This is a genomic window from Brevundimonas sp. SS2672 (assembly GCF_059579685.1).
Map to the genome: position 1 here is coordinate 2,271,655 of NZ_CM184201.1, position 19,559 is coordinate 2,291,213.

Genomic DNA, 19,559 nt, shown 5'->3' on the forward strand with positions numbered 1-19,559 from the left:
CATCATGCGCCCCATCACCGTCGCCGCCCTGTCGTTGTCCGCCCTCAGCCTGGCCGCCTGCTCCACCGCCATCGAGGCGGTGAAGGGGCCGGAGCTGGCGCCCATCGGCTATCCGGCCGCCCTGGTCCCGGTCGAGCAGGCCTATCTGCCCGAACCGACCTCGGCCAGCGCCAACAGCCTGTGGCGCACCGGCGCGCGCAGCTTCTTCGGCGATCAGCGGGCGCGGCGCGTCGGCGACATCCTGACCGTCTCCATCGACATCAACGACCGCGCCCAGACCCAGAACACCACCCAGCGCAACCGCACCAACAGCGCCTCGGGCGGGGTGACCAACTTCTTCGGCCTGGAGAACAGCCTGGGCCGCGCCTTCCCCGGCGGCTTCGACGCCGCAAACATGATCGGCACGGAAGGGGCCGTGAACGCCAACGGTTCGGGCAGCGTCAACCGCTCCGAGCGGGTGAACCTGACGGTCGCCGCCGTCGTCACCGCCGTCATGCCCAACGGCAACCTGGTCATCCAGGGTCGGCAAGAAGTGCGCACCAACCGCGAGGTGCGCGAGCTGACCGTGGCCGGCATCGTCCGGCCCGAGGACATCTCCAGCGCCAACACCATTCGCCACAGCCAGATCGCCGAAGCGCGCATCAGCTACGGCGGGCGCGGCGACATCAGTCGGATGCAGGCGACGCCCGCCGCCCAGTCCCTGGTCGAGCGGTTCAGCCCGTTCTGACCTGCGTTCACCGAAACGTGTGATTCCGGCCGCACCGCATCACTGAATCGCGCGCGGCCCAGCGGAGCCGTGAACTCTTAACAAGCGACCCGCGTTTGTTCTGTCGAACGCGAGTGAGCTTGTCATGCGTAAAACCGCCTTTCCCATCCTGGCCGCCGTGGGCCTGGCCGCCGTTGCGGCCCACGCGGCGACCTATGTTCCCTCCTCGCCCCGCCACGGCGGCGAGGCCGCCGCCGGCTGGCACATGCTGCACGAGGGGCCGATGGCCAAACTGGCCTATGGCCTGCCGGATTCAGACCAGTTGGCCCTGATGCTGACCTGCGCGCCTGGCGACGGCGCCGCCGTGGTCTATGGCGACGTCCAGCCGCGCAGCGCGGGCCTGATTCTGGCTTCACACGGGCCGCAGCTCATCGATCCGCTGTCGAACGGCGAAGCCTTCGAGGCGCGCCTGCCGATCGGCGACGCGGCCCTGACCGGCCTGGCGCGAGGCGGCCGGATGACCGTCCAGACCGAGGCCGGCGACCGCCAGTTGACCGCCACCCGCGCCGAGCGGCGCATGGTGCAGGGGTTTCTTAGCTATTGCGCTTCGGGACATGCCTGACCACAGTCCCCCCGTTTTCCTCAGCGGGGGCTGAAACATGACCTCACTGCTCGGCCTCGCCCAGGCCATGGCGCTCGCCCTGGTCGTCCAGGCGGCCCCTCAGAACGGCGCGCAACCGCCCGCCGAACGTCCGCAGGCCGCGACGCCCGCACGATCGACGCGCGCGTCGGAAGGCTGGACCTGGACCCTCTACAGCGGCGACGGCCCTCTGGTCCTGGCCAATGAGATTCCCGACACGCCGCGCCTGCGCACCACGCTGGAATGCGCGCCGGGCTCTAGCGTCGTGCGACTGGCCTTCCATGACGCGCCGGGCGCCGACGGCTTCGCCGTTATCCGCTCCGGCGCCGCCTCGGCCGAGGTGGAGGCCCGTGCTCGACGCGGGCGGCTGGAGGCGACCCTGCGCGCCGACCATCCCGTTTTCGCCGCCTTCCTGGCGTCCGGACGGCTGACCCTGTCCCTCGGCGACCAGACCAAGGCCGTCGAGATCGACCGGGCGAATCTGTCCAAGCTGCGCCGCTTCGCCGAACTGTGCACCGGATAAGGACGAGGATGCGCCCTACCCGCTGGCCGACCGCCGCCGCCTTCACCCTCATGGCCGCCCTTTCCGCCGCCTTGGGAGCCTGCGCGCCCAGCGTCGCCCCGCTGAAGGCCAACGGCGCGCCCGTGCCCGTCGCGGGCTACGACTGGTTCCTGAACGAAGACCTGGACGAGCCGCGCCTGTCCTATGGCCTGGCCCAGTCGGACGACGTGCCGCTCAGCCTCATGTGCGCGCCCGGTTCGGGCAAGATCGGCCTGTCCCTGGCTGCGGACCCGGCGCCCGCCCGCCGCTCCATCACCCTGGAATCGGGCGGCGATACCGAAACCTACGCCGCACGCGTCGAAGCGGCCGACGTGCACGACGGCGTCCACCTGATCGCCTCCGCTCCCGCCTCCGATCCCGTCTTCCAGCGGTTTTACCGCCTCGGCTGGCTGGCGGTGTGGGACGGCGATCAGCGCGCGATGATGGCCGCCCAGCCCGGTTCGGAAGGCCGTGCGGCGCGTTTCCTGGAGTTATGTCGCTGAAGGCTTGACCGCAGCGGCGACGTCCGCTCCCCTCCCCGCCAGTTCTTGGGAGGGCTTTAGTTCATGCGTCATCTTCTTCTCGCCGCCGGGATCGGCCTGTCGAGCCTTGCAGGCGCCGCCGCCCTGCCGACCCAGGCCGCCGTCGTTCAAAGCCCTTCGCCCGCCGCCGCGCTGGACGCCCTGCTGGTCGATTATGAGGCGTATCTGCGCCAGAACGATCCTATCGGTTCGGGCATGGACGGCGACCGCGCCGCCCTGTCGCGTCTGCCCGACGCCAGCCGCGCGGGCGAACTGGCCCGCCGCGCCCCGCTGAACGCCCTGACAGCGCGGCTGGAGGCCATCAACCCGGCCTCTCTGGACGAAGCCCACCGCCTGAATCACGCCTTCGTCGGCTATCTGATCGGCCGCGAGCTGGAGCGGATCGAACTGGACCCGTCGCGTCTGGCCTTCGACTCCGAAGGCGGCCCCGGCCAGCTGCTGGCCTATCTGGCCCCCGCCACGCGCATCGCCACGGCGGCCGACGCCGAGGCCTGGCTGGCCCGGCTGGAGGCGGCGCCCGCCTATTACGACGCCGGGATCGCCAACACCCGGCGCGGGTTGGAGACCGGCCTGATCCAGGCCCGTTCGGTCGTCGACAGCGCCCTGGCCCAGGCCGAGCGCGACCTGACGCCGGGCGAAGCGGGCGATGTCCTGCTGCGCCCGTTCAACGCCCTGCCCGCCACCATCCCCGCCGCCCAGCAGGAACAGTTCCGCGACCGCGCCCGCGCCCTGGTCGAGGGACCGATCACCGCCCGCCGCACCGCCTGGCGCGACCTGCTACGCGACGAATACGCGCCCAAGGCCCCGCAGGAGCCGGGTCTGGTCCACCGCCCCGGCGGCCGCGACCTGTACGCCTTCCTCGTCCGCAGCCACACCACCACCGACCTGACGCCCGATCAGGTGCATCAGATCGGCGTTGAAGAAGTCGCCCGCATCCGCGCCCGCATGGAGACGGAGATGCGCGCCGCCGGCTGGACCGGCGACTTCGCCGGCTTCCTGACCTTCCTGCGCACCGACCCGCAATTCTACGCCCAGTCGCGCGAAGAACTGCTGGAGAAGGCGTCCGAGATCGCCAAGCGCTCGGACGACCGCCTGCCGTCCCTGTTCGCCACCCTGCCGCGCCTGCCCTATGGCGTGCGTCCGGTGCCGATCGAGATGGAGGAGACCTACACCACCGGCCGCTACAACTCCGGCTCGATGGCGACGGGCGTGGCCGGCGGCTACATCGTCAACACCGGCAAGCTGGACCAGCGGCCCCTGTATGAACTGCCCGCCCTCACGGTGCACGAGGCCGTTCCGGGCCACCACCTGCAGATAGCCCTGCAGCAGGAAGCCGCCGACCAGCCCTATTACCGCCGCCGCGCCTCGGTCACGGCCTTCAGCGAAGGCTGGGGCCTCTATTCCGAGTTCCTGGGCGAGGAAATGGGCATCTATCGCACGCCCTATGAGCGGTTCGGCCGCCTCAGCTATGAGATGTGGCGCGCCTGTCGTCTGGTGGCCGACACCGGCCTGCACTGGCTGGGTTGGAGCGAGGAACAGGCCCGCGCCTGCTTCCGCGACAACTCGGCCCTGTCCGCGCACAACATCGAGACCGAACTGCAGCGCTACATCGGCGATCCCGGCCAGGCCACGGCCTATAAGATCGGCGAAATCCGCCTGCGCGATATCCGCCAGAAGGCCGAGCGCGAACTGGGCGACCGTTTCGACGTGCGGACCTTCCACGACGCCCTGCTGGTCGACGGCGCCCTGCCCCTGGCCCTGCTGGACGCCCGCATGGACCGCTGGATCGCCGAACAGAAAACCAAGGCCCAGTAAAAAAGCGTCCCTCAGACATGCATTTCATCAAGCGCATCTTCGGCTCTGTGCAGCCGCGCTATCTGATCCGCGCCTATGTGCTCAGCGCCGCCTTCATGGCGCTGATGGTCTGGATGACGCTGTCGGCGGGCGGCGCCCAGCCCCTGCATGACCGCGCCGCCACCCTGGCCGTCTTCGGCGTCGGCGCCCTGCTGTTCCCCTTCTCCAAACTGGTCTGGGACGAGATCAAGCGGGTGATGATGGGCGAGACCGTCTTCTTCATGAACGCCTTCATCCTGATGTTCCTGAAGCTGATCGTGAACCTCTTCCTGTGGGGCTTCTCGATCTTCATCGCGCCCCTGGGGATTCTCTACCTGTGGTTCCGGTCGCGGAACGCCGCCGCCTAAAGCCCCAGTTCGGCCCGCGCCTTCTTCGTCAGCTTGGCGGCGATCAGGGCGTGGGCCGATTTCAGATGATCGGCCAGCTCGTCGTCCGGCCAGTCGCCCGGATCGGCCAGATGCACCCATTTCGCCCGCGCCAGATAGGGGCCGGCGCGGCCCGCCCCTCCTCGGTCAGCACTTCATAGGCGATATCGGAGACCTTGAACGACAGCCCGCCTTCGGCCCCGATCAGGGCGAACATCTTGCCCCCGACCTTATAGGCGTCATGGCCCGGCCCGAACGGGTGATCCATCGTCGCCGCCGGCAAGGCCAGGCAGACCTCGCCGACGCCCGCGCGATCCATCCTAGGCCCCGACGCCCAGGCCGATCGGGCAGACCACGCCCGTCCCGCCGATGCCGCAATAGCCCGCCGGGTTCTTGGCCAGATAGCCCTGATGATAGTCCTCGGCGAAGTAGTAGGGCCCGGCCGGTTCGATCTCGGTCGTGATCACGCCTCGCCCCGCCGCGCTCAGCGCCGCCTGATAGGCGTCGCGCGAAGCCTCGGCTTCCGCCTGCTGCGCATCATTCAGCGTATAGATCGCCGAGCGATACTGGGTGCCCAGATCATTGCCCTGGCGCATCCCCTGCGTCGGGTCATGGTTCTCCCAGAACGCCTTGAGCAGGTCGCCGTAGGTGATCCTGGTCGGATCGAACACCACCTGCACCACCTCCGCATGGCCGGTGCGGCCCGAGCAGACCTCCTCATAGGTCGGATTGGGCGTGGTCCCGCCCGCATAGCCGGCCGACGTCGTCCACACGCCCGGCAGCTGCCAGAACACCCGCTCCACGCCCCAGAAACAGCCCATGCCGAACACGGCCGTCTCCATCCCCGCCGGATGCGGCCCCTTCAGCGCATGACCCAGGACGAAGTGGGTCTCATCGGTCGGCAACGCCTCGGCCCGACCCGGCAGAGCCGTCTCAGGCGTGGGCAGTTCATCGGTCTTCTTCAACAACATGGCGCGAACTCCGCGAAAACAGCGTCTTCGTCTATATGGAGGCTTCAAGGGCGCTTGCCCATGGGGACGTCATGCTCTAATCAGCCCCTCCCGTCGGTCCGCTCCCGACGGTTCCGCCCCGGATGCATCCGGGCCCAGGTGGAATGGACAGGTGGCCGAGTGGTTGAAGGCGCACGCCTGGAACGCGTGTATAGGGGCAACTCTATCGAGGGTTCGAATCCCTCTCTGTCCGCCACATCCCTGTCCATCGGCGTCCGCAGCTATCCATATCCAACCCGCTGAAACCCTTGCGCCACGGGCATTTTCGTCCGCTGGTGTCCGTCAGCGTCCACGGGCAGTTGCGCTCTTCGGGTAGGGAGAGAGTTAGGGAGGCGACCGCTCCCGTCGTGATGCTATGTTCTGGTTCCGTTCTCGGAGAGGATATGGCTTCCTACAACCTTCTCACCAACGTCACGCTCAAGGCGATCCGCGAGCCAGGGCTGCACCTCGACGGGCGCGGTCTCTATGTGCGCGTCGATCAGGCTGGCGGACGGTTTTGGGTGCTGATCTTCAAATTCCGTGGACGGCGCCGTGAGATGGGCCTGGGCTCTCTTATCGACGTAGACCTCAAGGAGGCCCGGCATCGTGCTGATGACGCGCGACGCCTTCTTCGCGACGGCATCGACCCCATCGAGACGAGGCGAGAGGAACGCGCGGCTGTGGAGCGCACGCCCTTCGCGCGTGTGGCGTCGGATCTGATGGATGATCTTGAGCCGACGTGGCGATCCGCCAAGCAGCGACCTCAATGGGAGGCGTCGCTCAAACAGCACGCCCCGACGGTGTGGCGTTCATCGGTCACGGACGTGGATACCGAGATGGTCCTCCGCGACCTGCGGAAAGTCTGGACTTCGAGGCCGGAGACAGCTCGGCGCGTGCGCAATCGCATTGAACGTATTCTTGATGCAGCAACAGCCAAGGGCTTGCGAACAGGCGACAACCCCGCCCGGTGGAAGGGGCACCTCGACAAGCTGCTACCGGCGACCAAGCGCGGCGGCGGGCATCATGCGGCCATGCCCTATCAAGACGTCCCCGCCTTCATAGAACTACTGGGCACCCGGAAGAGCGTCTCGGCGTTTGCCCTGGCCTTCCTCATCTTCACCGCGGCCCGCTCTGGCGAGGTGCGCGGCGCTGTTTGGGAAGAGATCGACGGCGACGTGTGGATTGTTCCCGCCGCCCGCATGAAGGCCGGTGCCGAACACCGCGTTCCACTGTCTGAAGCCGCGCTGAGCGTTCTTGCTCGCGTAGATAGAGGCCACCGAAGCGGTCTGATTTTCCCCGGCCTCAAAGGGCCGCTCTCCGACATGGCGCTGGCGATGGCTATGCGGAAAATGGGCGTCACGGACGCCACGCCGCACGGCTTTCGCTCGGCCTTCAAAGACTGGGCTGTCGACTGCACGAGCTTCGCAGACGAGATCAGTGAAGAAGCCCTCGCCCATACCGTCGGGTCGGCGGTGCGCCGGGCCTATCGCCGCGGCCAGGCCATGGAGAAGCGCCGCGCGCTCATGGACGCCTGGAGCGACTACTGCTCCGGCAAGGCCGGCACCGTCACCCCCTTCCAGAAGCGCGCATGAGGACGAAGATGGAAACGAAGCCCCTTGGCCCAGACGAGGCCTTCGCCCGCGATCTGGAGGAACTGGACCGCGAGCTTGAACAGCGCGAGCGCGCGAACATCCCAGCTCCGACGGTCGATCTGATCGCCGGCCTGGTGGCGGGCATGCGGCTTGTGGGGCGGCCTCAGTGAGTGACCGAGACAAGGAACTCGCCACCCTGATGCTGCAGCTGACCGGGCTGGACCTGACCACGGCGGACGGCCGAGCTGGCGCCGGGTGCATTCTGCGCGAGATCGAGACGAAAGCCCCAGGGGCTTTGGCCCGGCTCCGCTCGGCCTGCACGACGCGGGGCGCGACGGCGCATTGAGCCATGTCTCAGGAAGAAGACACCCCCTTCTGGCGCGGCATCGGGGCGACGCCGGACGACGATTTCCCGATCGGCCTGCACCACTTTCCCCTGATCGAGGTGCCGGATCGGGGCTCACAGCTTCAAGTCCTGTGCTGTGTCTGCCGCCGTGAGGGGCGCTTCACCGGTTTGGACCTGATCAGGCAGTTTCCCGACTGGCTGACGCGCGACGCGTGCGAGTGGGCTTGCGCCCTGCGCTGCGACAACTGCGGCTCGCGCCGCCTGTCGGTGTCGATGGCGAATGATCCGAACGCCGACGGCTTCCGTTCAAGTCACCGCGACACCTCAGACGTGCTGAGAATGCGCCGCCTGATCGCTTGGTTGCCCGAGGGCGGCCTGCGCCTGGACGACGTGGCCTACCTGTTGCGCGACGTCGACCACGTCCGCCTTAAAGAAGCGGGGATGCCGCAAGAGGTGGTCAGCCTGTTCAGCTACGGCGGCCATCACTGCGCCGACTACTGGCCCAGGTCTCGTCTGGCGGCGAAGCGCGGCGAATGATCCATGGGCATGAACCCCCGCTACAACAACTGGACGCGCGCTCAGTGGATGGGCCGCGCCGCCAAGGTCGGCGACCTTCAGCGCCAGGGCTGGCCCGTCGTCGCCTGCTGCCTGCATTGTAATCTGGAGATGACCGTCGACCTGGCCGTCGTGCGCAGGGCGCTCGGCGAGGACTTCGTGCTTTGGGGCCAGACCGCGCGCTGCCGCCGCCGGCACTGTCAGGGGCGTATGTGTTTCTGGACCTACCCGCCTGAAGGTCGCGGCCTTAAGGTCGAGATGTTCTAGGGAGCCGCCCATGTGCAACCTCTACCGCCAGCGTTCTGGCCCACAGGCCATCATGGACGCCGCCAAGGCCATGCGATCCGACGTAGGCAATATGGAGCCGCGCGACATCTACCCCGACTACGCGGCTCCCATCGTGCGCTGGGAGGGCAACGACCGCATCCTGACTGCCGCCCGCTGGGGAATGCCCTCGTCACGCAAGGCGCTGATGGACGCCGCCACCAAGCGGGCCGACAAGCTACGCGCCAAGAACAAGGAGGTGGACTTCCCCAAGCTGCTGGAGATGGAACCCGACAGCGGCACGACGAACGTGCGCAACACCAGCTCGGCTCACTGGCGCCCATGGCTCAAGCCTGAAAACCGCTGCCTCGTCCCCTTCACGGCCTTCAGCGAGCCCGGCCGCGACGCCGAAGGCAGGTATCGTCCCGTATGGTTCAGGCTGGCGGGCGACGATCCTGAACCGCTCGCCTTCTTCGCCGGCATCCACGTCATGGACTGGACCTGCGTGCGGAAGATCAAGGACGGCCAAGAGACCTGCGACCTGTTCGCCTTCCTGACCACCGAACCCAGCGAGCCGGTGAAGTCGGTCCACCCCAAGGCCATGCCGGCGATCCTGACGGAGCCGGAAGAGATCGAAGCGTGGATGAACGCGCCATGGGAGATCGCCAGGGAGCTGCAACGTGCGCTGCCGGATGGCGCTCTGGTGATTCAGTGAACGAGAGCGCTCAGGACAAAGCGACCCGCTTCGAGGGCGAGGCTAAGGAGCTACACCGCCGATCCCGCGCGGCGGCCAGCCTGCCCGCGTCAATCGTCCTGCGCTTTCGTGCGCTGTGGAAGGAAGAGGCGGCGCGCCTGCTGCGGCGCCGACGCTAGGCCGTGACAGGGCGACTCAGCTACACGCGGCGCCATGACGCCCGACCAACTGAACGACACCCTCGACGCTATGGCCGCAGCGGCTGGCGATGACCCCAACCTTCTGCCGGGCCTGATCACGGTCGAGACTGACCACTGGGTCAATGTGTTGTCTGCCGTGCGGGCCAAATGCACGGCCCTACACGATGGCCTGCGCCATCGGGACATCGTCATCCACGTCGGATCGCAGCAGGAAACCAAGGTGCTGACCAGAGCCGAGGCAGGCGATCGAGGCGAACCCTATCGAGACCTCCTGCCTAGCGGTTGAGCGCCGCTCCGCCGCCAGGATAACAGCGGAGGGCGCTCGTCTCCCCGGAGCGCCGCACGGGGCCAGCAAGCGCGACGCTGTGTGCCAACCAGCCCAGCGCTGAAGAGTTCCATGCGTGGGAACCGTCCGCAGCCTCCCGAGCTTTATCGGCTCGTTCAGGAGGTCGAACATGGTCGTCAGTTCACGCGCCACCCTGCGCGATCAGGCCGGGGTGAAACTCGTTCGGATAGAGCGCCTGGCCAAACAGCAGCGCGAAATTTCCTTTCGGCTGTCGTCGCATCGAGACGGCAGCAAACGCCTAATCATGGATGAGGCCGAAGCGCACCGCGCTTTCGCGCGCGAGGTCGACGCCTCCCTTCAGGACCCCGTCGTCCTCGGCCTGATCGAGCGCGGCGTCCTGCAGAACTGAAAACCCCTCGCCGGCGCTTGGGGCATCCGGCGAGGGGCTCGGCGGTTCAACAGAGGCAGCCCCAGAGGATGGGACGGGCTGCAGTGAGCCAACTCGCGCCGCACTTCTTCGTTCCCACTTGACGCTCCGCCGGCGCTCTCCAAATAGCCCTCGCCTTCAATCTTCACTGGAGATGCTTCGATGCGCACCGTCGTTGTAGAACCCTTTGGCGATGCCTGGGCCGTCCGTGTGGACGAGGTCGAACCCCAACTGTTTGCGCGCGGTCGAGCCGCTGAAGATGCCGCCAAAAGCATCGCGGAGGCGCTGGCTGCCGCCGGCGACCACGTCGAGATTCATCTGTTCCTGCGGAACGGCACAAAGGCCGCTCGTTTCGTTTGTCTCCCGCCGCTGTCAGGCGACGATTCTCCCCTTCTGATCGGAGGAAGTCTGCTGGCGCACGGAGCGGCAACCGTCGCCAAGCAAAGCGTCAACGCATAAACTGAAAAGGCCCGCCCTCCGAAGAGAGCGGGCCTCGATAGCGGAGCCAGATGGTGCCCCTTACTCATGCGGATCGACACGGCGGCCACCGAATGGGGCGCCTCTTATCCATTCAATGAATCGCTGCCCCCATCCTGGGCGTTTGGTCTCCCACCTTTTGTAAAGCCATTCGAAATGCTCGTACGTGGTGCGTCGACGCCTGGCGTCTCGCATCTTGAAGATGTTCGTCTCGCACGCTTCCCAAACAGCTAGCAGGGTTCCTCTCTGGATATCCTTGACCATCCTTTCATCGAAATCACCGTTCCGGATGCCCATAGCTACCAGCTCATAATGGTTCAGCACGAGCCGGTAGTGATCTTTATGCTCATGGTTTCCGTTAGCGATATCGGGACAACACTTTCCTAGGATGTCTGGACGTACGGTTGCCTGCGCTTCAGCAAATTCCTTGCTGTTTCGCGCTTGAAGAATGACGTTCAGGGTGTGTTGCTTACGGGCTAGCGTACGTTGCCGTCTGGCAGTGTAAAGCCAACCCGCTGTTGCCAAGGCTGCGCCAATTAGGACCGCATGCTGCGGCAACAAATTATAGCCAAGGCATCTTTTCGTCACTACGTTCGTTTTCGTTATCCAAGGAGGACCACGCAATGGCTCGGATTTTCAGCACCAAGACCAAGATCTTTCGCGAAATCGACACCGGATGGTGAAAACGACGCGGAGCTAAAATAATCCGAGCCCCGGGCAAAATGTCCGGGGCTTTTTTAATGCCCGTTGATTCGCGTTATCGCAATCTCCACCACGGCCGCCCTATTCGTTCCACGGCCTGCGCGTCCCGCGCCTCGCAGGCCCGCACGATCCCGATCACATCCGCCGTTCGCCCATTGGCCGTCCTGAGGGCGCCGGTCTGCGCCACCCCGAACGCCATCCAGTCCCGCTCGTCAGAGGGCTCCTGCGGAAGGGCGGCGGACGGGACAGGCTCAGTCCACCCGGCCGGGATCAGCGCGGAACACGGCGCACTGTGCATCACGGTAATCGGAGAGCTGGCACACCCTGCGGCGAGCAGCATCAGCGGCAGCATTGCGGTCAGGCGCATGGCGGATTTCCTTTTCGGCCTGGGTGACGATGGAAGCGGTGGACTGGTCTCGGGCGTCGGCCCGGTCCCGGATGGCGCTGGCGTCCTGCGCAGCGGCCGTGCGTCCATCGGCCAAGGTCTTGCCCGCCTCTGCCTGTCGAAGCTTGTCAGCGGCCCTCTGGCGGCCATTGGCGGCGCACATGGCCAGCAGGATCAGGGCGAGCGCCAGGCAGGCGACGGCGAGCCAGCCGGTGGCGGTCAATGCACGGAAGTTTAGCATTGCCGCCACTCCCCGACCGTCAAGAAGCCGTGCCACTCGCACCCGCCTCGGAATAGGACCGAAGGCGTCAGGGTCGGCCGCTCCGGGTCGCCGTTCCAATCCCAGCGGGGGCCGGGATCATCAGGCTTAACCGGCAGATAGCCTTCACGCTTACAGCCGCAGGGGCAGATGAAGGCGATCCCGCCGACGCTACCGTCAGGATAGGAGCGGATTTCGATAGCGCCGGGCGTGTCGTGGTGGTGATCGACGTCCTCGACAATGAGAGCGCGGATCACAGGATCAGCCCCTTGGCCTTGGCGGTCAGGGCGGCGCGCTCAGGTTCGTGGTTCGCCGCCTTGGCGGACTTCGGATTGCCCCGGTTCACGCCGCGGGAACAGGCCGCGCCGTTGTCCTGATCGGCATAGGCGTTCAGGCCCATGCGCGACCAGAAGAGCGTGCTGGCCAGAAGCCCCAAAGACGGGATCGACAGGAGATGCGGGTAGCGCTCCAGGTCAATCCCAAGGGCGCGGCCGTCACGGCGATAATTATCGCGTCCCGTAGTCTGGATCGGGCCGCGCCCCTTGAACCGGCGGCCGTCGCCCGGCTGGGTGTTGCCGAGATCTACGCGCCCCTCATAGGCGGCGCCGCTGGCGATCTCCTCCATGAAACGGAAGCCGCCGCTCTCGTGGGCGCACTGGCCCATGAAGTGCGCCAGGCGCAGGCCGCTATCGAGGATGCCGTAGGTGCGGAAGTGGACGTTGGCCGCGAGGCCCAGCTCCTCCGCAATCGGCTTCTGCGCCCCCATCCGCGCGAACAGCGCCGTCAAGGTTCCGGGGCCGGTTATGCCGTCAGCGGGCACGCCGAGGCGGCCCTGCAATCGACGTGCGTCGAGCATGGTTGTCTCCAGTTCAGTTTCAGGAGCGAGGCACAAAAACGACCGTTGTTCGGTCGAGGCCTCAATTGTTAACGACAGACCGCCCGGGCCTGTGGCGGGGTGATTCGATGGAACCCTTGGGGGAAACAGATCAGGCGCTAGACACGCTTTGGCGCGGCCTTTACGGCGAGCCGCTGCCTCTACGCGGCGCTTCTTCGTTGGCCCTGCGCATCATCCTCGAAACCGAGAGGCCGTCATGCCCACACGAAAACACCGCAATCGCTCAGCCTGGCGGCTCTCGCCGTTTGAGGCTTCTCTCTGCGTGATGAGCCTCGCCTGCATCATGGGCGCCATGTGGACGGCTGGCGTGGTCTAGGACCGGCCGCCGTGCCAGCCGCAACCAAATCCGGCGCAGGCTGTTGGCTTGATATGACTGGATTTGGTGGATATCTGCTCGCGGCGCTCGACAGCCTCTTTAAACGCCTGACTGGGAATGAGCGCCTTCTCTAGCGGTCAACCGGCTTCGGTCTTCGCCTTCGCGATCTCGACCTCGGCGTTCTGCTTACCGGTCTTCGCCAGTTCCCACGCCTTGCCGATGTAGAGGGCGCCAACGCCCGCGAAGACGCCGCCGATGAAGATCGCGCCGTCGTTCCCGTTCTCGACCCGATAGGCGATGACGATCGTCGCCCAGGACGCTGCGAACGACGTAGCGATGATGGCGAAGGGCCGGGCCAGATCGCCGATGAAGCTCTTGATGCGCTCGAGCCGGGTCGCCGGCGGCTGAATGGGCTTGTCGGTCATTCAATGTCCTCCGAGCGTCGCAGCGACGCGATCACCTGTTGGAGCTGGCGGATTTCGCCTTCCTTCTGCTCCGCCTTCTCCAGCGCGGCGTCTCGCTCCTGGCGGACGCGGTCCAGATCGGCAGTCAGTTTCCTGACCTGGGCGTCGAGCGCCACCGCCCGGTCATGCGCAGCGGCGAGGTCCGCCTCGAACGTCACCGCCACCCGCTGAAGCCGTTCGATCTCCTCCCGCAGCCCACTCGTCACCTCTGTAAAGGCCGAAGCCGTGGCGGTGATGACGGCGGCCTCTCCGGTCGCATGCTCCTTGGAGGCCGTAGCATCGACGGCCCGACGCGACGGCCGGTTGACCAAGGCCGTCAGCACCCCGCCCAGCCCCAGGGCTGTCAGAAGCGTGACGACGCCCTCCCACGACGCGAGGGGCATGTTGAGGTGGTGGCCTGCGGACATGCGGGCTCCTACGCGATGGGTTGTGTGGGGAGATGAACCGGGTTCGTCAGGCTTCCGGCTCGGCCGGGGCTTCAGGCGCAGGCGTCGGCTGCAGAGCCTGAACTCGCGCCTGAGCGGCGGACAGACCGCTTTCCATCGACGTGACAATGCGTTGGAGCATCTGCTTGGTGCCCTCGGCGCCGGGCGTGCCCAGCGGGCGAGGCAGGTCATCCACGCTCTGGGATATGGCGACCTTCAGGTCGGCCAGAAACGCGGCGCCGGCTTCGCTCTCCAGCAGCGCGACCGCAGCGGTGGCGGAAGGAAGGCGCGCTGCCTTTGCCGCTTCGGCGGCCGCTTTCATGGCGGCCTCGGCAGCGGCCAGCTTTTCGGCATCGGTCAGTTCGGTCATTTCTTACCCCGTTGTGATGGCGTTGAAATCATAGGAACCGCCGCCGGTGCTGGTGACGGTGGCGGACCCAGAGGTTCGGACCATCTCGACTTCGTAGATGACGGTTCCCGTCAGAAGGCCCTGCGCCGCAAACGCCGGCGAGGGCGAGTATTCGCCGCCGTTGTCGACCGTGAGCCCCTGGCTCGCCAGCAGGTTCCGGGTGGCGTCCTTGATCTCGTATAGGCGGATGTCGCCGCTCCACGTCCCTCCAGAGACCGAAGGCAGGCCCATGAGCAGCGAGACGTTGATCGTCGGCCTCGCCGGGACGCTGTTGACCTGGAACTGCGCGATTGTGCTGGCCCCGCTCCCGGCTGACGCTGGCCCGAAGTTCCCGCTTTTGACGACCGCTCCCGATGGGGCGGAGCCGTTCAGTTCAGCACTACCGTAATAGACCTTCCCATCGGACCCTAGAGCGAAGTAGCCATTCGTTCTGGTAGCTAACGGTGCGGTAATCGTGTCTGGGCCGAACCAAAGGACCCAGCCATTGCCTGGCCCCACGATAAGACGGCGACCCCCGAGGTCCACATAGACGGGACGGGGAAAGAACACCTCTCCACCAATCGCCTGCATGGCAACGAGCGGGTCGCCGCCGGGGATGCTGTTCAGCAGCGCGACAAGCGGGGCGGCAATTGCCGCATATCCACCGCTCGTGGACGAGACGAACTCGTAAAACGCCGGAGCAGCACCGCTAGCCTCCGCGATCTTGCGGAAGCTCGCCAGCGCCTGCTGGTTCTCCAGGTCAATGATGGCAAGAGACTGCTCGGTCACCGACGCGGACAGATCCTTTGCCGTCGCCTCGTCAGACCAGTCGGTAGCTACCGCGCCCCCGTTGACCTTGATGTTGGTGGCGTAAAGCTCGCCCGTACCGGGATCGAACACAGCGCGCCATGAGTAGGTGCCGGGCGGCATGGGGGCCGACACCGTCGACCGGTTGCGCGTGTTCCAGTAGCTCCCCGGCTCGCACATTGCGCGTGCAACGACCTCGCCGGAGGGCTGCGCCTGAATCCAGATGTTTCCATTCGCGCCCGTCTGGAAGCCCGACCAGCTGACGGCCAGTTGGGCGCCTGCCCCGATGGGATAGGACTTGGAGGCGATGTAGTCGTCTACATAGGCGAACGGCCCGAACTGCGGATCGACGTAAGCGCCCGAGTTAGGGCCGCCGTCCTGATACCAGCCCGTCAAACCGCGTGCGAAGTTGCCGTTCTCGATCAGGTTCTGAATACCCACCGAGCGCGCCGAGACCTGGTTGATCGCCTCGGCCCTGGCGTTCACTTCGGTCGCAAGAGCGTTCTCCAGGTCGATGATATCGGCTTCGGTGTTGGTCGTCCGAGCCTCAACGCCGCTGATCGCCAGGGCGTTGGCCTGATCGCCATCGATACGCGCCTGATTCACGCCAGAAATGCGCGCGCTGAGGTTGGCTTCCCCTCCGCGCGCCGCAGCGATCTCGGCCCCCTGCGCGTCCAGCTCGGTTCGCGCATCGGCCAACAGCTCCGACACGTCGAAGATGTCGCCGAAGGCCGTGGTGATCTGGTCTTGCAGGCCGACGATGGTCGGGGCAGTCGGGGACGGGTCCAGCAGCGGCGCCGTGTAGGGGCCGTAGATGTACCGTTCCGAGTAGTTCTGGTCGCGCTGATAGCGAATAGCGACGAAATAGGTCGCGCCCGGCTGGAGGCCGTCGATCGGGATCGTCGTGACCGTTGGAGGCCCCTGGTAGGCCTGCTTCCACGGCCCCATCGCTGTCGGCCCGTGTTCAACGATAACCGCTGTCGCCGTCTCGTTGGAGACGCCCCCGCCAAGGTCGAAGCCCGGCAGTTGGCCGCCTCCCGGCGCGGGCGGACGCGGTGTGATCGTCCAATCGCCGGGGAGCGGGGGCGACACATGCGTGGGGTCGACCGGCGTCAAGGCAGGCGGCGGAGGCGGACTAGGCGTTTGCCCGAATGCGTAGGGGTATTTGGCATCCGTCTCGGAGACGAAGGTGACCATGTGGACGCCGGTGTTCGCGTCGTAGCTGGTCTCCAGGCAGAGACACTTCAGCCCGTCCAGCACGAACTCGGGCTCGGTGATCGTGAAGGCCGATCCCGGGCCGATCCCTTGCATGTAGGATTTGAGCGGGATGCGACCCGAGATGCCCTCCCGAGTATGGGCGAGCCCCAGGCAGATGAGTTCGGCCGCCTGCTTAGCCTTATCGACGTAGCTATAGGTGACAGGCACTGACCGCTTACGGCCGCCATCCTCCGTCACCCATTGGGACGAAGAGACTTCCGGCAGGGCCGTCATCTTCCATCCGTCGGCCTCGGACAAATAGGTCGCGACGCCGGTGTTCTTGCGATCCAGATAGCTGGCGCTGGTGTCGAGTTCGATCGGTCCCGCGGTGTCGGCCGCCGTGATCGTCGCTACGCTGACGCGCGGAGCCGCACGGTGGATGCACGACGCCTTGCCCGCGCGCTCGATGTAATAGGCCCCGCCCGCCTGCAGGAAGGCGTCCAGCACCTGGGCTTTGTCGTCATCGGTCGAGGGCCAAGCGGCACACGTCCAGCCGTGCGTGTCCGCGATGTTCGCCGCTTCGGTGAAGGCGGCGATGTCGATATTCTCCCAGCGAGTACCGATGCCACCGACCTGATAGTCGACCTGAGGGGTGCCTTTGCCCGTCGGTCCCTCCCAGAGGCCCAGCAGCCACTTCACAGACCACAGGATCGGGTTTGCGCTGTAGGGCCAGGTGGACGGCTCGTTGAGCCGACAGGGACCCTCGCCCCCCGGCACTGTGCTGTCTCGGCGCCAGTCATAGACACGCAGGCCCCGGATGACCGAGCGCGGCTTGGCGTACTGCCCTTTGTAGGCCGAACCCTTGCTGTTCTCGGCCATGGTCAGGATGAAGCCTGCCTTCGCCGAGAGCTTATGAGACGGCCCCCAATTGGGCAGGGCCGCGCCGTTCTCTAGCCCGGCAGGTGACGAAAGATAGGACGGCTCCGGCTGCTGTCCCAACTGCGTCCTGCGCCACATGACATTGGCGTAGTAGGAGGTGACCGCCTTCCCACTCGCATCAAAGGTGACGGGAATGTCGTTTGCCGTGAAGCTCTCGAACGCGTCGATTGGCCCGGCATCGGAGACGACCGTGACCGCGCTGAAATACATGCGGTCGTTCGGGCCATAGGCGGCCTTGTGCCGCAGGTCGCCACCCACCGCGATCCGTCCCGCGGCGAAGTGCAAGGGGCCGTTCGGATCACCGACCCACCCAAGCGCGCCGCCCGCGCTCGAGACCTTCGGCTGGGCCAAAGAGCCGCCGATGCTCGATACGAGAGTGCCGACCGAAAGCAGGGCTCCGGCCGAGACGCTGAAGCTCCCCACCGACAGGACAGCACTGGTCGCGAGGCTGGCCGAACCCAACAGACCGACGCCGGCGCCCATCGCCAGCGCCATGCCTCCGGTAGCCACGACCGCACCGACGATCATGATCGCCGTGCCGACCGCTTTCACAGCCTTCGCCATCAGACCATCCAAACCTTCAGGGGGACAAAGTCGGGGGCGAGCTTAATCGCCACCCCGACATCGACGCCGTCCTGGTAGCCACTGACATGGCCGTCCCCGAGGTAGACGCCGATGCTGCATCCGAAGGCGTCATCACCCGGCATCGCCACCAGATCGGCGGGACGGGCCATCGAAAACGGGATCGCCAGCAACCCGGCCGCATCCACACCCTCAATGAGAGAGGCGAAGCCCAACTTGCGCATGGCGCGATAGGCCCCTGCTTCGGAGCCCCACTTCACGCCCTTGAGCAGGCCAGTGGACTGTTTGCGCAGGTGCATGACGTAGCGAGCCTGGCGCACGCAGTCGTATTGCTTGAAGTCGAGGGGCTTGCCGATGAAGCGCGCAGCACATTGCTGGGCGACCCGCACCCTTTCATCCCAGATATTCATGAGACCTCAGACTTGGTTTTGGATGACGCCGGGCCAGTCGCGGAAACCGCCGCCTCCCCCGCCGGGCGCGGGACGGCTGGAGCTGATCGCCCCCGGAGGCGCCTCGGTGCGCCAGTAGTCGGCATCGGTCAGGCGCGAGACATTGGCGTGGCCCAGCTCGCTCCAGATTTTCCGGTGCATCGCGTCGTTCGCGCGCCAGTCCGTGTTGGGGATCAACTGCAGCTCGGACTCGGTGCCGCACTCGATGACGACCGACCAACTGCTCTCATCGACGCTGAACCGGGCCTTGTCGTACTGCCCTTGGAACTTCAGGAGGGGTTGGCCGATCAGGAGCCCCGTCGCCGGATCGATCGAGCCTTCCCACCACTGGACAAGGCCCGTTTGGTTCAGAGGATCGGCCAGCGCTGCGACGGCGACGTCGCTCTCGGCGTTGATCATCAGTTCAGACCGGGTCGTCGTGCCTGATCCGCCTTCGGTCAGTTGACCAATGGTGTCTAGCGACCCGATGCCTGGATGCGCCGCCAGATAGAGTTCGCCGCCATAAACCGCGAACCCGCCGTCCGTCAGCCGGACCACACCGGAGCGCAGTTCCATACGAACCAGCACGCATGGAACATAGGCCGGCTGGCGCTGGGCGTTGGAGAGGACCGGATCCATCAGGCGGCCTCCCTCACCTTGAACTGGATCATGACCAGTCGGTCGACACCGACCTCCCAGCTCTTCATGTCGCGCACAAAGCCCTCGATCATGGGGGCGGCCAGCTTCACCACATCGTTGTCCTGGGGCGGGAAGCGCAGCATGGTCCGCAGTTGGATTTGCGCTTGGCCTGAAGCGTTCGCGGTCGCATCCGCAGCCGCCCGATAGAGGTAGTGGCGCCCCAGAGTGACGACGTTCAGGAACTGGCCCTTGCGGACCACATAGCCAGGCGTCAGGCCATCGACCGTCAGGAAGATGCCGCCCTGCCCCGCCCCGTTCACGCGCGGAGTGCCTGGCGATCCAACGTCAAACCCCGGCTGATAGACCGCCATCAGAACCGTCGCGCCCTCGGCGTTCAAGTCGTCCCACGCCATGGAGGTGACGTAGGTCATGGGCGGCATGGTGAAGGTCAGGGCATAGCGGGAGCCCTTGCGCTGGCGCTCTTGCTCATCACCGCCAAGAGCCGAGACGAGTACGTTCTTGTTGGTCAGCAGTTCGATGCCCATACCCGCAGGCGCAGGGACAGACGGAAGCGCGAGGATGGCCATAAAGCCTCCTGAGGAAATGGCCGCCGGAGCGAGGCCGTTCGAGTTCTGTTCAGGGTGACGCTGTGGGG

27 protein-coding genes, 1 tRNA gene and 1 pseudogene are annotated in these 19,559 nt (G+C 66.2%); 15 read left to right on the forward strand and 14 right to left on the reverse strand.

Annotated elements, in window-relative coordinates; translation table 11 throughout:
• The first annotated feature begins 1 nt into the window (after window position 1).
• The 6 genes from flgH to AC52GN_RS11400 all read left to right on the forward strand — a co-directional run bounded on the left by flgH (window position 2) and on the right by AC52GN_RS11400 (window position 4,630).
• Window positions 2–727, forward strand: a complete 726-nt coding sequence (flgH, locus tag AC52GN_RS11375; RefSeq protein ID WP_256968228.1) for a flagellar basal body L-ring protein FlgH — start codon at window positions 2–4, stop codon at window positions 725–727.
• 124 nt (window positions 728–851) lie between these two features.
• The gene (locus AC52GN_RS11380) at window positions 852–1,328 is read left to right on the forward strand and encodes a hypothetical protein (RefSeq protein ID WP_496527114.1); all 477 of its coding nucleotides are present in this window, start codon (window positions 852–854) and stop codon (window positions 1,326–1,328) included.
• A gap of 37 nt (window positions 1,329–1,365) precedes the next feature.
• Window positions 1,366–1,869: a hypothetical protein gene (locus tag AC52GN_RS11385; RefSeq protein WP_312218449.1), complete on the forward strand. Its 504-nt coding sequence runs from the start codon at window positions 1,366–1,368 to the stop codon at window positions 1,867–1,869.
• Window positions 1,870–1,877: 8 nt separating this feature from the next.
• Window positions 1,878–2,390, forward strand: a complete 513-nt coding sequence (locus AC52GN_RS11390; RefSeq protein ID WP_496527115.1) for a hypothetical protein — start codon at window positions 1,878–1,880, stop codon at window positions 2,388–2,390.
• A gap of 63 nt (window positions 2,391–2,453) precedes the next feature.
• Entirely contained in the window at window positions 2,454–4,244 is a 1,791-nt protein-coding gene (locus AC52GN_RS11395) for a DUF885 domain-containing protein (protein WP_496527116.1), read from the forward strand.
• 17 nt (window positions 4,245–4,261) lie between these two features.
• Window positions 4,262–4,630, forward strand: a complete 369-nt coding sequence (locus tag AC52GN_RS11400; RefSeq protein WP_496527117.1) for a hypothetical protein — start codon at window positions 4,262–4,264, stop codon at window positions 4,628–4,630.
• Here the strand turns inward: AC52GN_RS11400 and AC52GN_RS11405 are convergent.
• Both AC52GN_RS11405 and msrA read right to left on the reverse strand, forming a co-directional pair.
• Window positions 4,627–4,967 (reverse strand): annotated as a pseudogene (locus AC52GN_RS11405) (MmcQ/YjbR family DNA-binding protein). The gene AC52GN_RS11400 and the pseudogene AC52GN_RS11405 sit on opposite strands and share 4 nt — an antisense overlap.
• A 1-nt stretch (window position 4,968) precedes the next feature.
• On the reverse strand, window positions 4,969–5,619 hold the full coding sequence (gene msrA, locus AC52GN_RS11410; protein ID WP_496527118.1) for a peptide-methionine (S)-S-oxide reductase MsrA: 651 nt from the start codon (window positions 5,617–5,619) through the stop codon (window positions 4,969–4,971).
• 145 nt (window positions 5,620–5,764) lie between these two features.
• Here msrA and AC52GN_RS11415 point away from each other — a divergent pair.
• From AC52GN_RS11415 to AC52GN_RS11455, 9 genes are all read left to right on the forward strand, one after another.
• Window positions 5,765–5,854 (forward strand) — tRNA-Ser (locus AC52GN_RS11415).
• Window positions 5,855–6,041: 187 nt separating this feature from the next.
• Window positions 6,042–7,229, forward strand: a complete 1,188-nt coding sequence (locus AC52GN_RS11420) for a tyrosine-type recombinase/integrase (RefSeq protein WP_496527119.1) — start codon at window positions 6,042–6,044, stop codon at window positions 7,227–7,229.
• Window positions 7,230–7,237: 8 nt separating this feature from the next.
• Window positions 7,238–7,399, forward strand: coding sequence for a hypothetical protein (locus tag AC52GN_RS11425; RefSeq protein ID WP_496527120.1), 162 nt, complete (start codon window positions 7,238–7,240; stop codon window positions 7,397–7,399).
• Entirely contained in the window at window positions 7,396–7,575 is a 180-nt protein-coding gene (locus tag AC52GN_RS11430) for a hypothetical protein (protein ID WP_496527121.1), read from the forward strand. The genes AC52GN_RS11425 and AC52GN_RS11430 overlap by 4 nt, the downstream gene beginning before the upstream one ends.
• 3 nt (window positions 7,576–7,578) lie before the next feature.
• Entirely contained in the window at window positions 7,579–8,112 is a 534-nt protein-coding gene (locus AC52GN_RS11435; protein ID WP_496527122.1) for a hypothetical protein, read from the forward strand.
• A 9-nt stretch (window positions 8,113–8,121) separates the two neighbouring features.
• Window positions 8,122–8,397, forward strand: a complete 276-nt coding sequence (locus AC52GN_RS11440; protein ID WP_496527123.1) for a hypothetical protein — start codon at window positions 8,122–8,124, stop codon at window positions 8,395–8,397.
• A 10-nt stretch (window positions 8,398–8,407) separates the two neighbouring features.
• A complete protein-coding gene (locus AC52GN_RS11445) occupies window positions 8,408–9,109 on the forward strand; it encodes an SOS response-associated peptidase family protein (RefSeq protein ID WP_496527124.1) in 702 nt (233 codons plus the stop codon).
• 192 nt (window positions 9,110–9,301) lie between these two features.
• Window positions 9,302–9,574: a hypothetical protein gene (locus AC52GN_RS11450; protein WP_496527125.1), complete on the forward strand. Its 273-nt coding sequence runs from the start codon at window positions 9,302–9,304 to the stop codon at window positions 9,572–9,574.
• Window positions 9,575–9,689: 115 nt separating this feature from the next.
• Window positions 9,690–9,983 (forward strand): hypothetical protein, encoded by a 294-nt coding sequence (locus tag AC52GN_RS11455; protein ID WP_496527126.1) that lies wholly within the window; start codon window positions 9,690–9,692, stop codon window positions 9,981–9,983.
• 156 nt (window positions 9,984–10,139) lie between these two features.
• Here the strand turns inward: AC52GN_RS11455 and AC52GN_RS11460 are convergent, their stop codons facing one another.
• The 12 genes from AC52GN_RS11460 to AC52GN_RS11515 all read right to left on the reverse strand — a co-directional run bounded on the left by AC52GN_RS11460 (window position 10,140) and on the right by AC52GN_RS11515 (window position 19,491).
• Window positions 10,140–10,319, reverse strand: coding sequence for a hypothetical protein (locus AC52GN_RS11460; protein ID WP_496527127.1), 180 nt, complete (start codon window positions 10,317–10,319; stop codon window positions 10,140–10,142).
• A gap of 201 nt (window positions 10,320–10,520) precedes the next feature.
• Window positions 10,521–11,066, reverse strand: coding sequence for a DUF4760 domain-containing protein (locus AC52GN_RS11465; protein ID WP_496527128.1), 546 nt, complete (start codon window positions 11,064–11,066; stop codon window positions 10,521–10,523).
• A 365-nt stretch (window positions 11,067–11,431) separates the two neighbouring features.
• Entirely contained in the window at window positions 11,432–11,806 is a 375-nt protein-coding gene (locus AC52GN_RS11470; protein WP_496527129.1) for a hypothetical protein, read from the reverse strand.
• Window positions 11,800–12,081, reverse strand: a complete 282-nt coding sequence (locus tag AC52GN_RS11475) for a ubiquitination-like system serine protease family protein (RefSeq protein ID WP_496527130.1) — start codon at window positions 12,079–12,081, stop codon at window positions 11,800–11,802. The genes AC52GN_RS11470 and AC52GN_RS11475 overlap by 7 nt, the downstream gene beginning before the upstream one ends.
• A complete protein-coding gene (locus tag AC52GN_RS11480; protein WP_496527131.1) occupies window positions 12,078–12,680 on the reverse strand; it encodes a glycoside hydrolase family 19 protein in 603 nt (200 codons plus the stop codon). The genes AC52GN_RS11475 and AC52GN_RS11480 overlap by 4 nt, the downstream gene beginning before the upstream one ends.
• 492 nt (window positions 12,681–13,172) lie before the next feature.
• On the reverse strand, window positions 13,173–13,460 hold the full coding sequence (locus AC52GN_RS11485) for a hypothetical protein (RefSeq protein WP_496527132.1): 288 nt from the start codon (window positions 13,458–13,460) through the stop codon (window positions 13,173–13,175).
• The gene (locus AC52GN_RS11490; RefSeq protein ID WP_496527133.1) at window positions 13,457–13,906 is read right to left on the reverse strand and encodes a hypothetical protein; all 450 of its coding nucleotides are present in this window, start codon (window positions 13,904–13,906) and stop codon (window positions 13,457–13,459) included. The genes AC52GN_RS11485 and AC52GN_RS11490 overlap by 4 nt, the downstream gene beginning before the upstream one ends.
• Before the next feature lie 46 nt (window positions 13,907–13,952).
• Window positions 13,953–14,294, reverse strand: coding sequence for a hypothetical protein (locus tag AC52GN_RS11495; RefSeq protein ID WP_496527134.1), 342 nt, complete (start codon window positions 14,292–14,294; stop codon window positions 13,953–13,955).
• Window positions 14,295–14,297: 3 nt separating this feature from the next.
• Window positions 14,298–17,819: a fibronectin type III domain-containing protein gene (locus AC52GN_RS11500; RefSeq protein ID WP_496527135.1), complete on the reverse strand. Its 3,522-nt coding sequence runs from the start codon at window positions 17,817–17,819 to the stop codon at window positions 14,298–14,300.
• On the reverse strand, window positions 17,819–18,247 hold the full coding sequence (locus AC52GN_RS11505; RefSeq protein ID WP_496527136.1) for a DUF6950 family protein: 429 nt from the start codon (window positions 18,245–18,247) through the stop codon (window positions 17,819–17,821). The genes AC52GN_RS11500 and AC52GN_RS11505 overlap by 1 nt, the downstream gene beginning before the upstream one ends.
• Before the next feature lie 6 nt (window positions 18,248–18,253).
• Entirely contained in the window at window positions 18,254–18,904 is a 651-nt protein-coding gene (locus AC52GN_RS11510; protein ID WP_496527137.1) for a hypothetical protein, read from the reverse strand.
• On the reverse strand, window positions 18,904–19,491 hold the full coding sequence (locus AC52GN_RS11515; RefSeq protein WP_496527138.1) for a hypothetical protein: 588 nt from the start codon (window positions 19,489–19,491) through the stop codon (window positions 18,904–18,906). Before AC52GN_RS11515 ends, AC52GN_RS11510 begins: the two co-directional genes overlap by 1 nt.
• Window positions 19,492–19,559: the final 68 nt, after the last annotated feature.

What these genes read in the sequence shown, in the direction of transcription:
- AC52GN_RS11380 (WP_496527114.1), top strand. Translation starts at nt 852, where the DNA reads ATGCGTAAAACCGCCTTTCCCATCCTGGCCGCCGTGGGCCTGGCCGCC.
- AC52GN_RS11385 (WP_312218449.1), top strand. Translation starts at nt 1,366, where the DNA reads ATGACCTCACTGCTCGGCCTCGCCCAGGCCATGGCGCTCGCCCTGGTC.
- AC52GN_RS11390 (WP_496527115.1), top strand. Translation starts at nt 1,878, where the DNA reads ATGCGCCCTACCCGCTGGCCGACCGCCGCCGCCTTCACCCTCATGGCC.
- AC52GN_RS11395 (WP_496527116.1), top strand. Translation starts at nt 2,454, where the DNA reads ATGCGTCATCTTCTTCTCGCCGCCGGGATCGGCCTGTCGAGCCTTGCA.
- AC52GN_RS11400 (WP_496527117.1), top strand. Translation starts at nt 4,262, where the DNA reads ATGCATTTCATCAAGCGCATCTTCGGCTCTGTGCAGCCGCGCTATCTG.
- msrA (WP_496527118.1), bottom strand. Translation starts at nt 5,619, where the DNA reads ATGTTGTTGAAGAAGACCGATGAACTGCCCACGCCTGAGACGGCTCTG.
- AC52GN_RS11420 (WP_496527119.1), top strand. Translation starts at nt 6,042, where the DNA reads ATGGCTTCCTACAACCTTCTCACCAACGTCACGCTCAAGGCGATCCGC.
- AC52GN_RS11425 (WP_496527120.1), top strand. Translation starts at nt 7,238, where the DNA reads ATGGAAACGAAGCCCCTTGGCCCAGACGAGGCCTTCGCCCGCGATCTG.
- AC52GN_RS11435 (WP_496527122.1), top strand. Translation starts at nt 7,579, where the DNA reads ATGTCTCAGGAAGAAGACACCCCCTTCTGGCGCGGCATCGGGGCGACG.
- AC52GN_RS11440 (WP_496527123.1), top strand. Translation starts at nt 8,122, where the DNA reads ATGAACCCCCGCTACAACAACTGGACGCGCGCTCAGTGGATGGGCCGC.
- AC52GN_RS11445 (WP_496527124.1), top strand. Translation starts at nt 8,408, where the DNA reads ATGTGCAACCTCTACCGCCAGCGTTCTGGCCCACAGGCCATCATGGAC.
- AC52GN_RS11450 (WP_496527125.1), top strand. Translation starts at nt 9,302, where the DNA reads ATGACGCCCGACCAACTGAACGACACCCTCGACGCTATGGCCGCAGCG.
- AC52GN_RS11460 (WP_496527127.1), bottom strand. Translation starts at nt 10,319, where the DNA reads ATGAATCTCGACGTGGTCGCCGGCGGCAGCCAGCGCCTCCGCGATGCT.
- AC52GN_RS11470 (WP_496527129.1), bottom strand. Translation starts at nt 11,806, where the DNA reads ATGCTAAACTTCCGTGCATTGACCGCCACCGGCTGGCTCGCCGTCGCC.
- AC52GN_RS11480 (WP_496527131.1), bottom strand. Translation starts at nt 12,680, where the DNA reads ATGCTCGACGCACGTCGATTGCAGGGCCGCCTCGGCGTGCCCGCTGAC.
- AC52GN_RS11485 (WP_496527132.1), bottom strand. Translation starts at nt 13,460, where the DNA reads ATGACCGACAAGCCCATTCAGCCGCCGGCGACCCGGCTCGAGCGCATC.
- AC52GN_RS11490 (WP_496527133.1), bottom strand. Translation starts at nt 13,906, where the DNA reads ATGTCCGCAGGCCACCACCTCAACATGCCCCTCGCGTCGTGGGAGGGC.
- AC52GN_RS11495 (WP_496527134.1), bottom strand. Translation starts at nt 14,294, where the DNA reads ATGACCGAACTGACCGATGCCGAAAAGCTGGCCGCTGCCGAGGCCGCC.
- AC52GN_RS11500 (WP_496527135.1), bottom strand. Translation starts at nt 17,819, where the DNA reads ATGGCGAAGGCTGTGAAAGCGGTCGGCACGGCGATCATGATCGTCGGT.
- AC52GN_RS11505 (WP_496527136.1), bottom strand. Translation starts at nt 18,247, where the DNA reads ATGAATATCTGGGATGAAAGGGTGCGGGTCGCCCAGCAATGTGCTGCG.
- AC52GN_RS11510 (WP_496527137.1), bottom strand. Translation starts at nt 18,904, where the DNA reads ATGGATCCGGTCCTCTCCAACGCCCAGCGCCAGCCGGCCTATGTTCCA.
- AC52GN_RS11515 (WP_496527138.1), bottom strand. Translation starts at nt 19,491, where the DNA reads ATGGCCATCCTCGCGCTTCCGTCTGTCCCTGCGCCTGCGGGTATGGGC.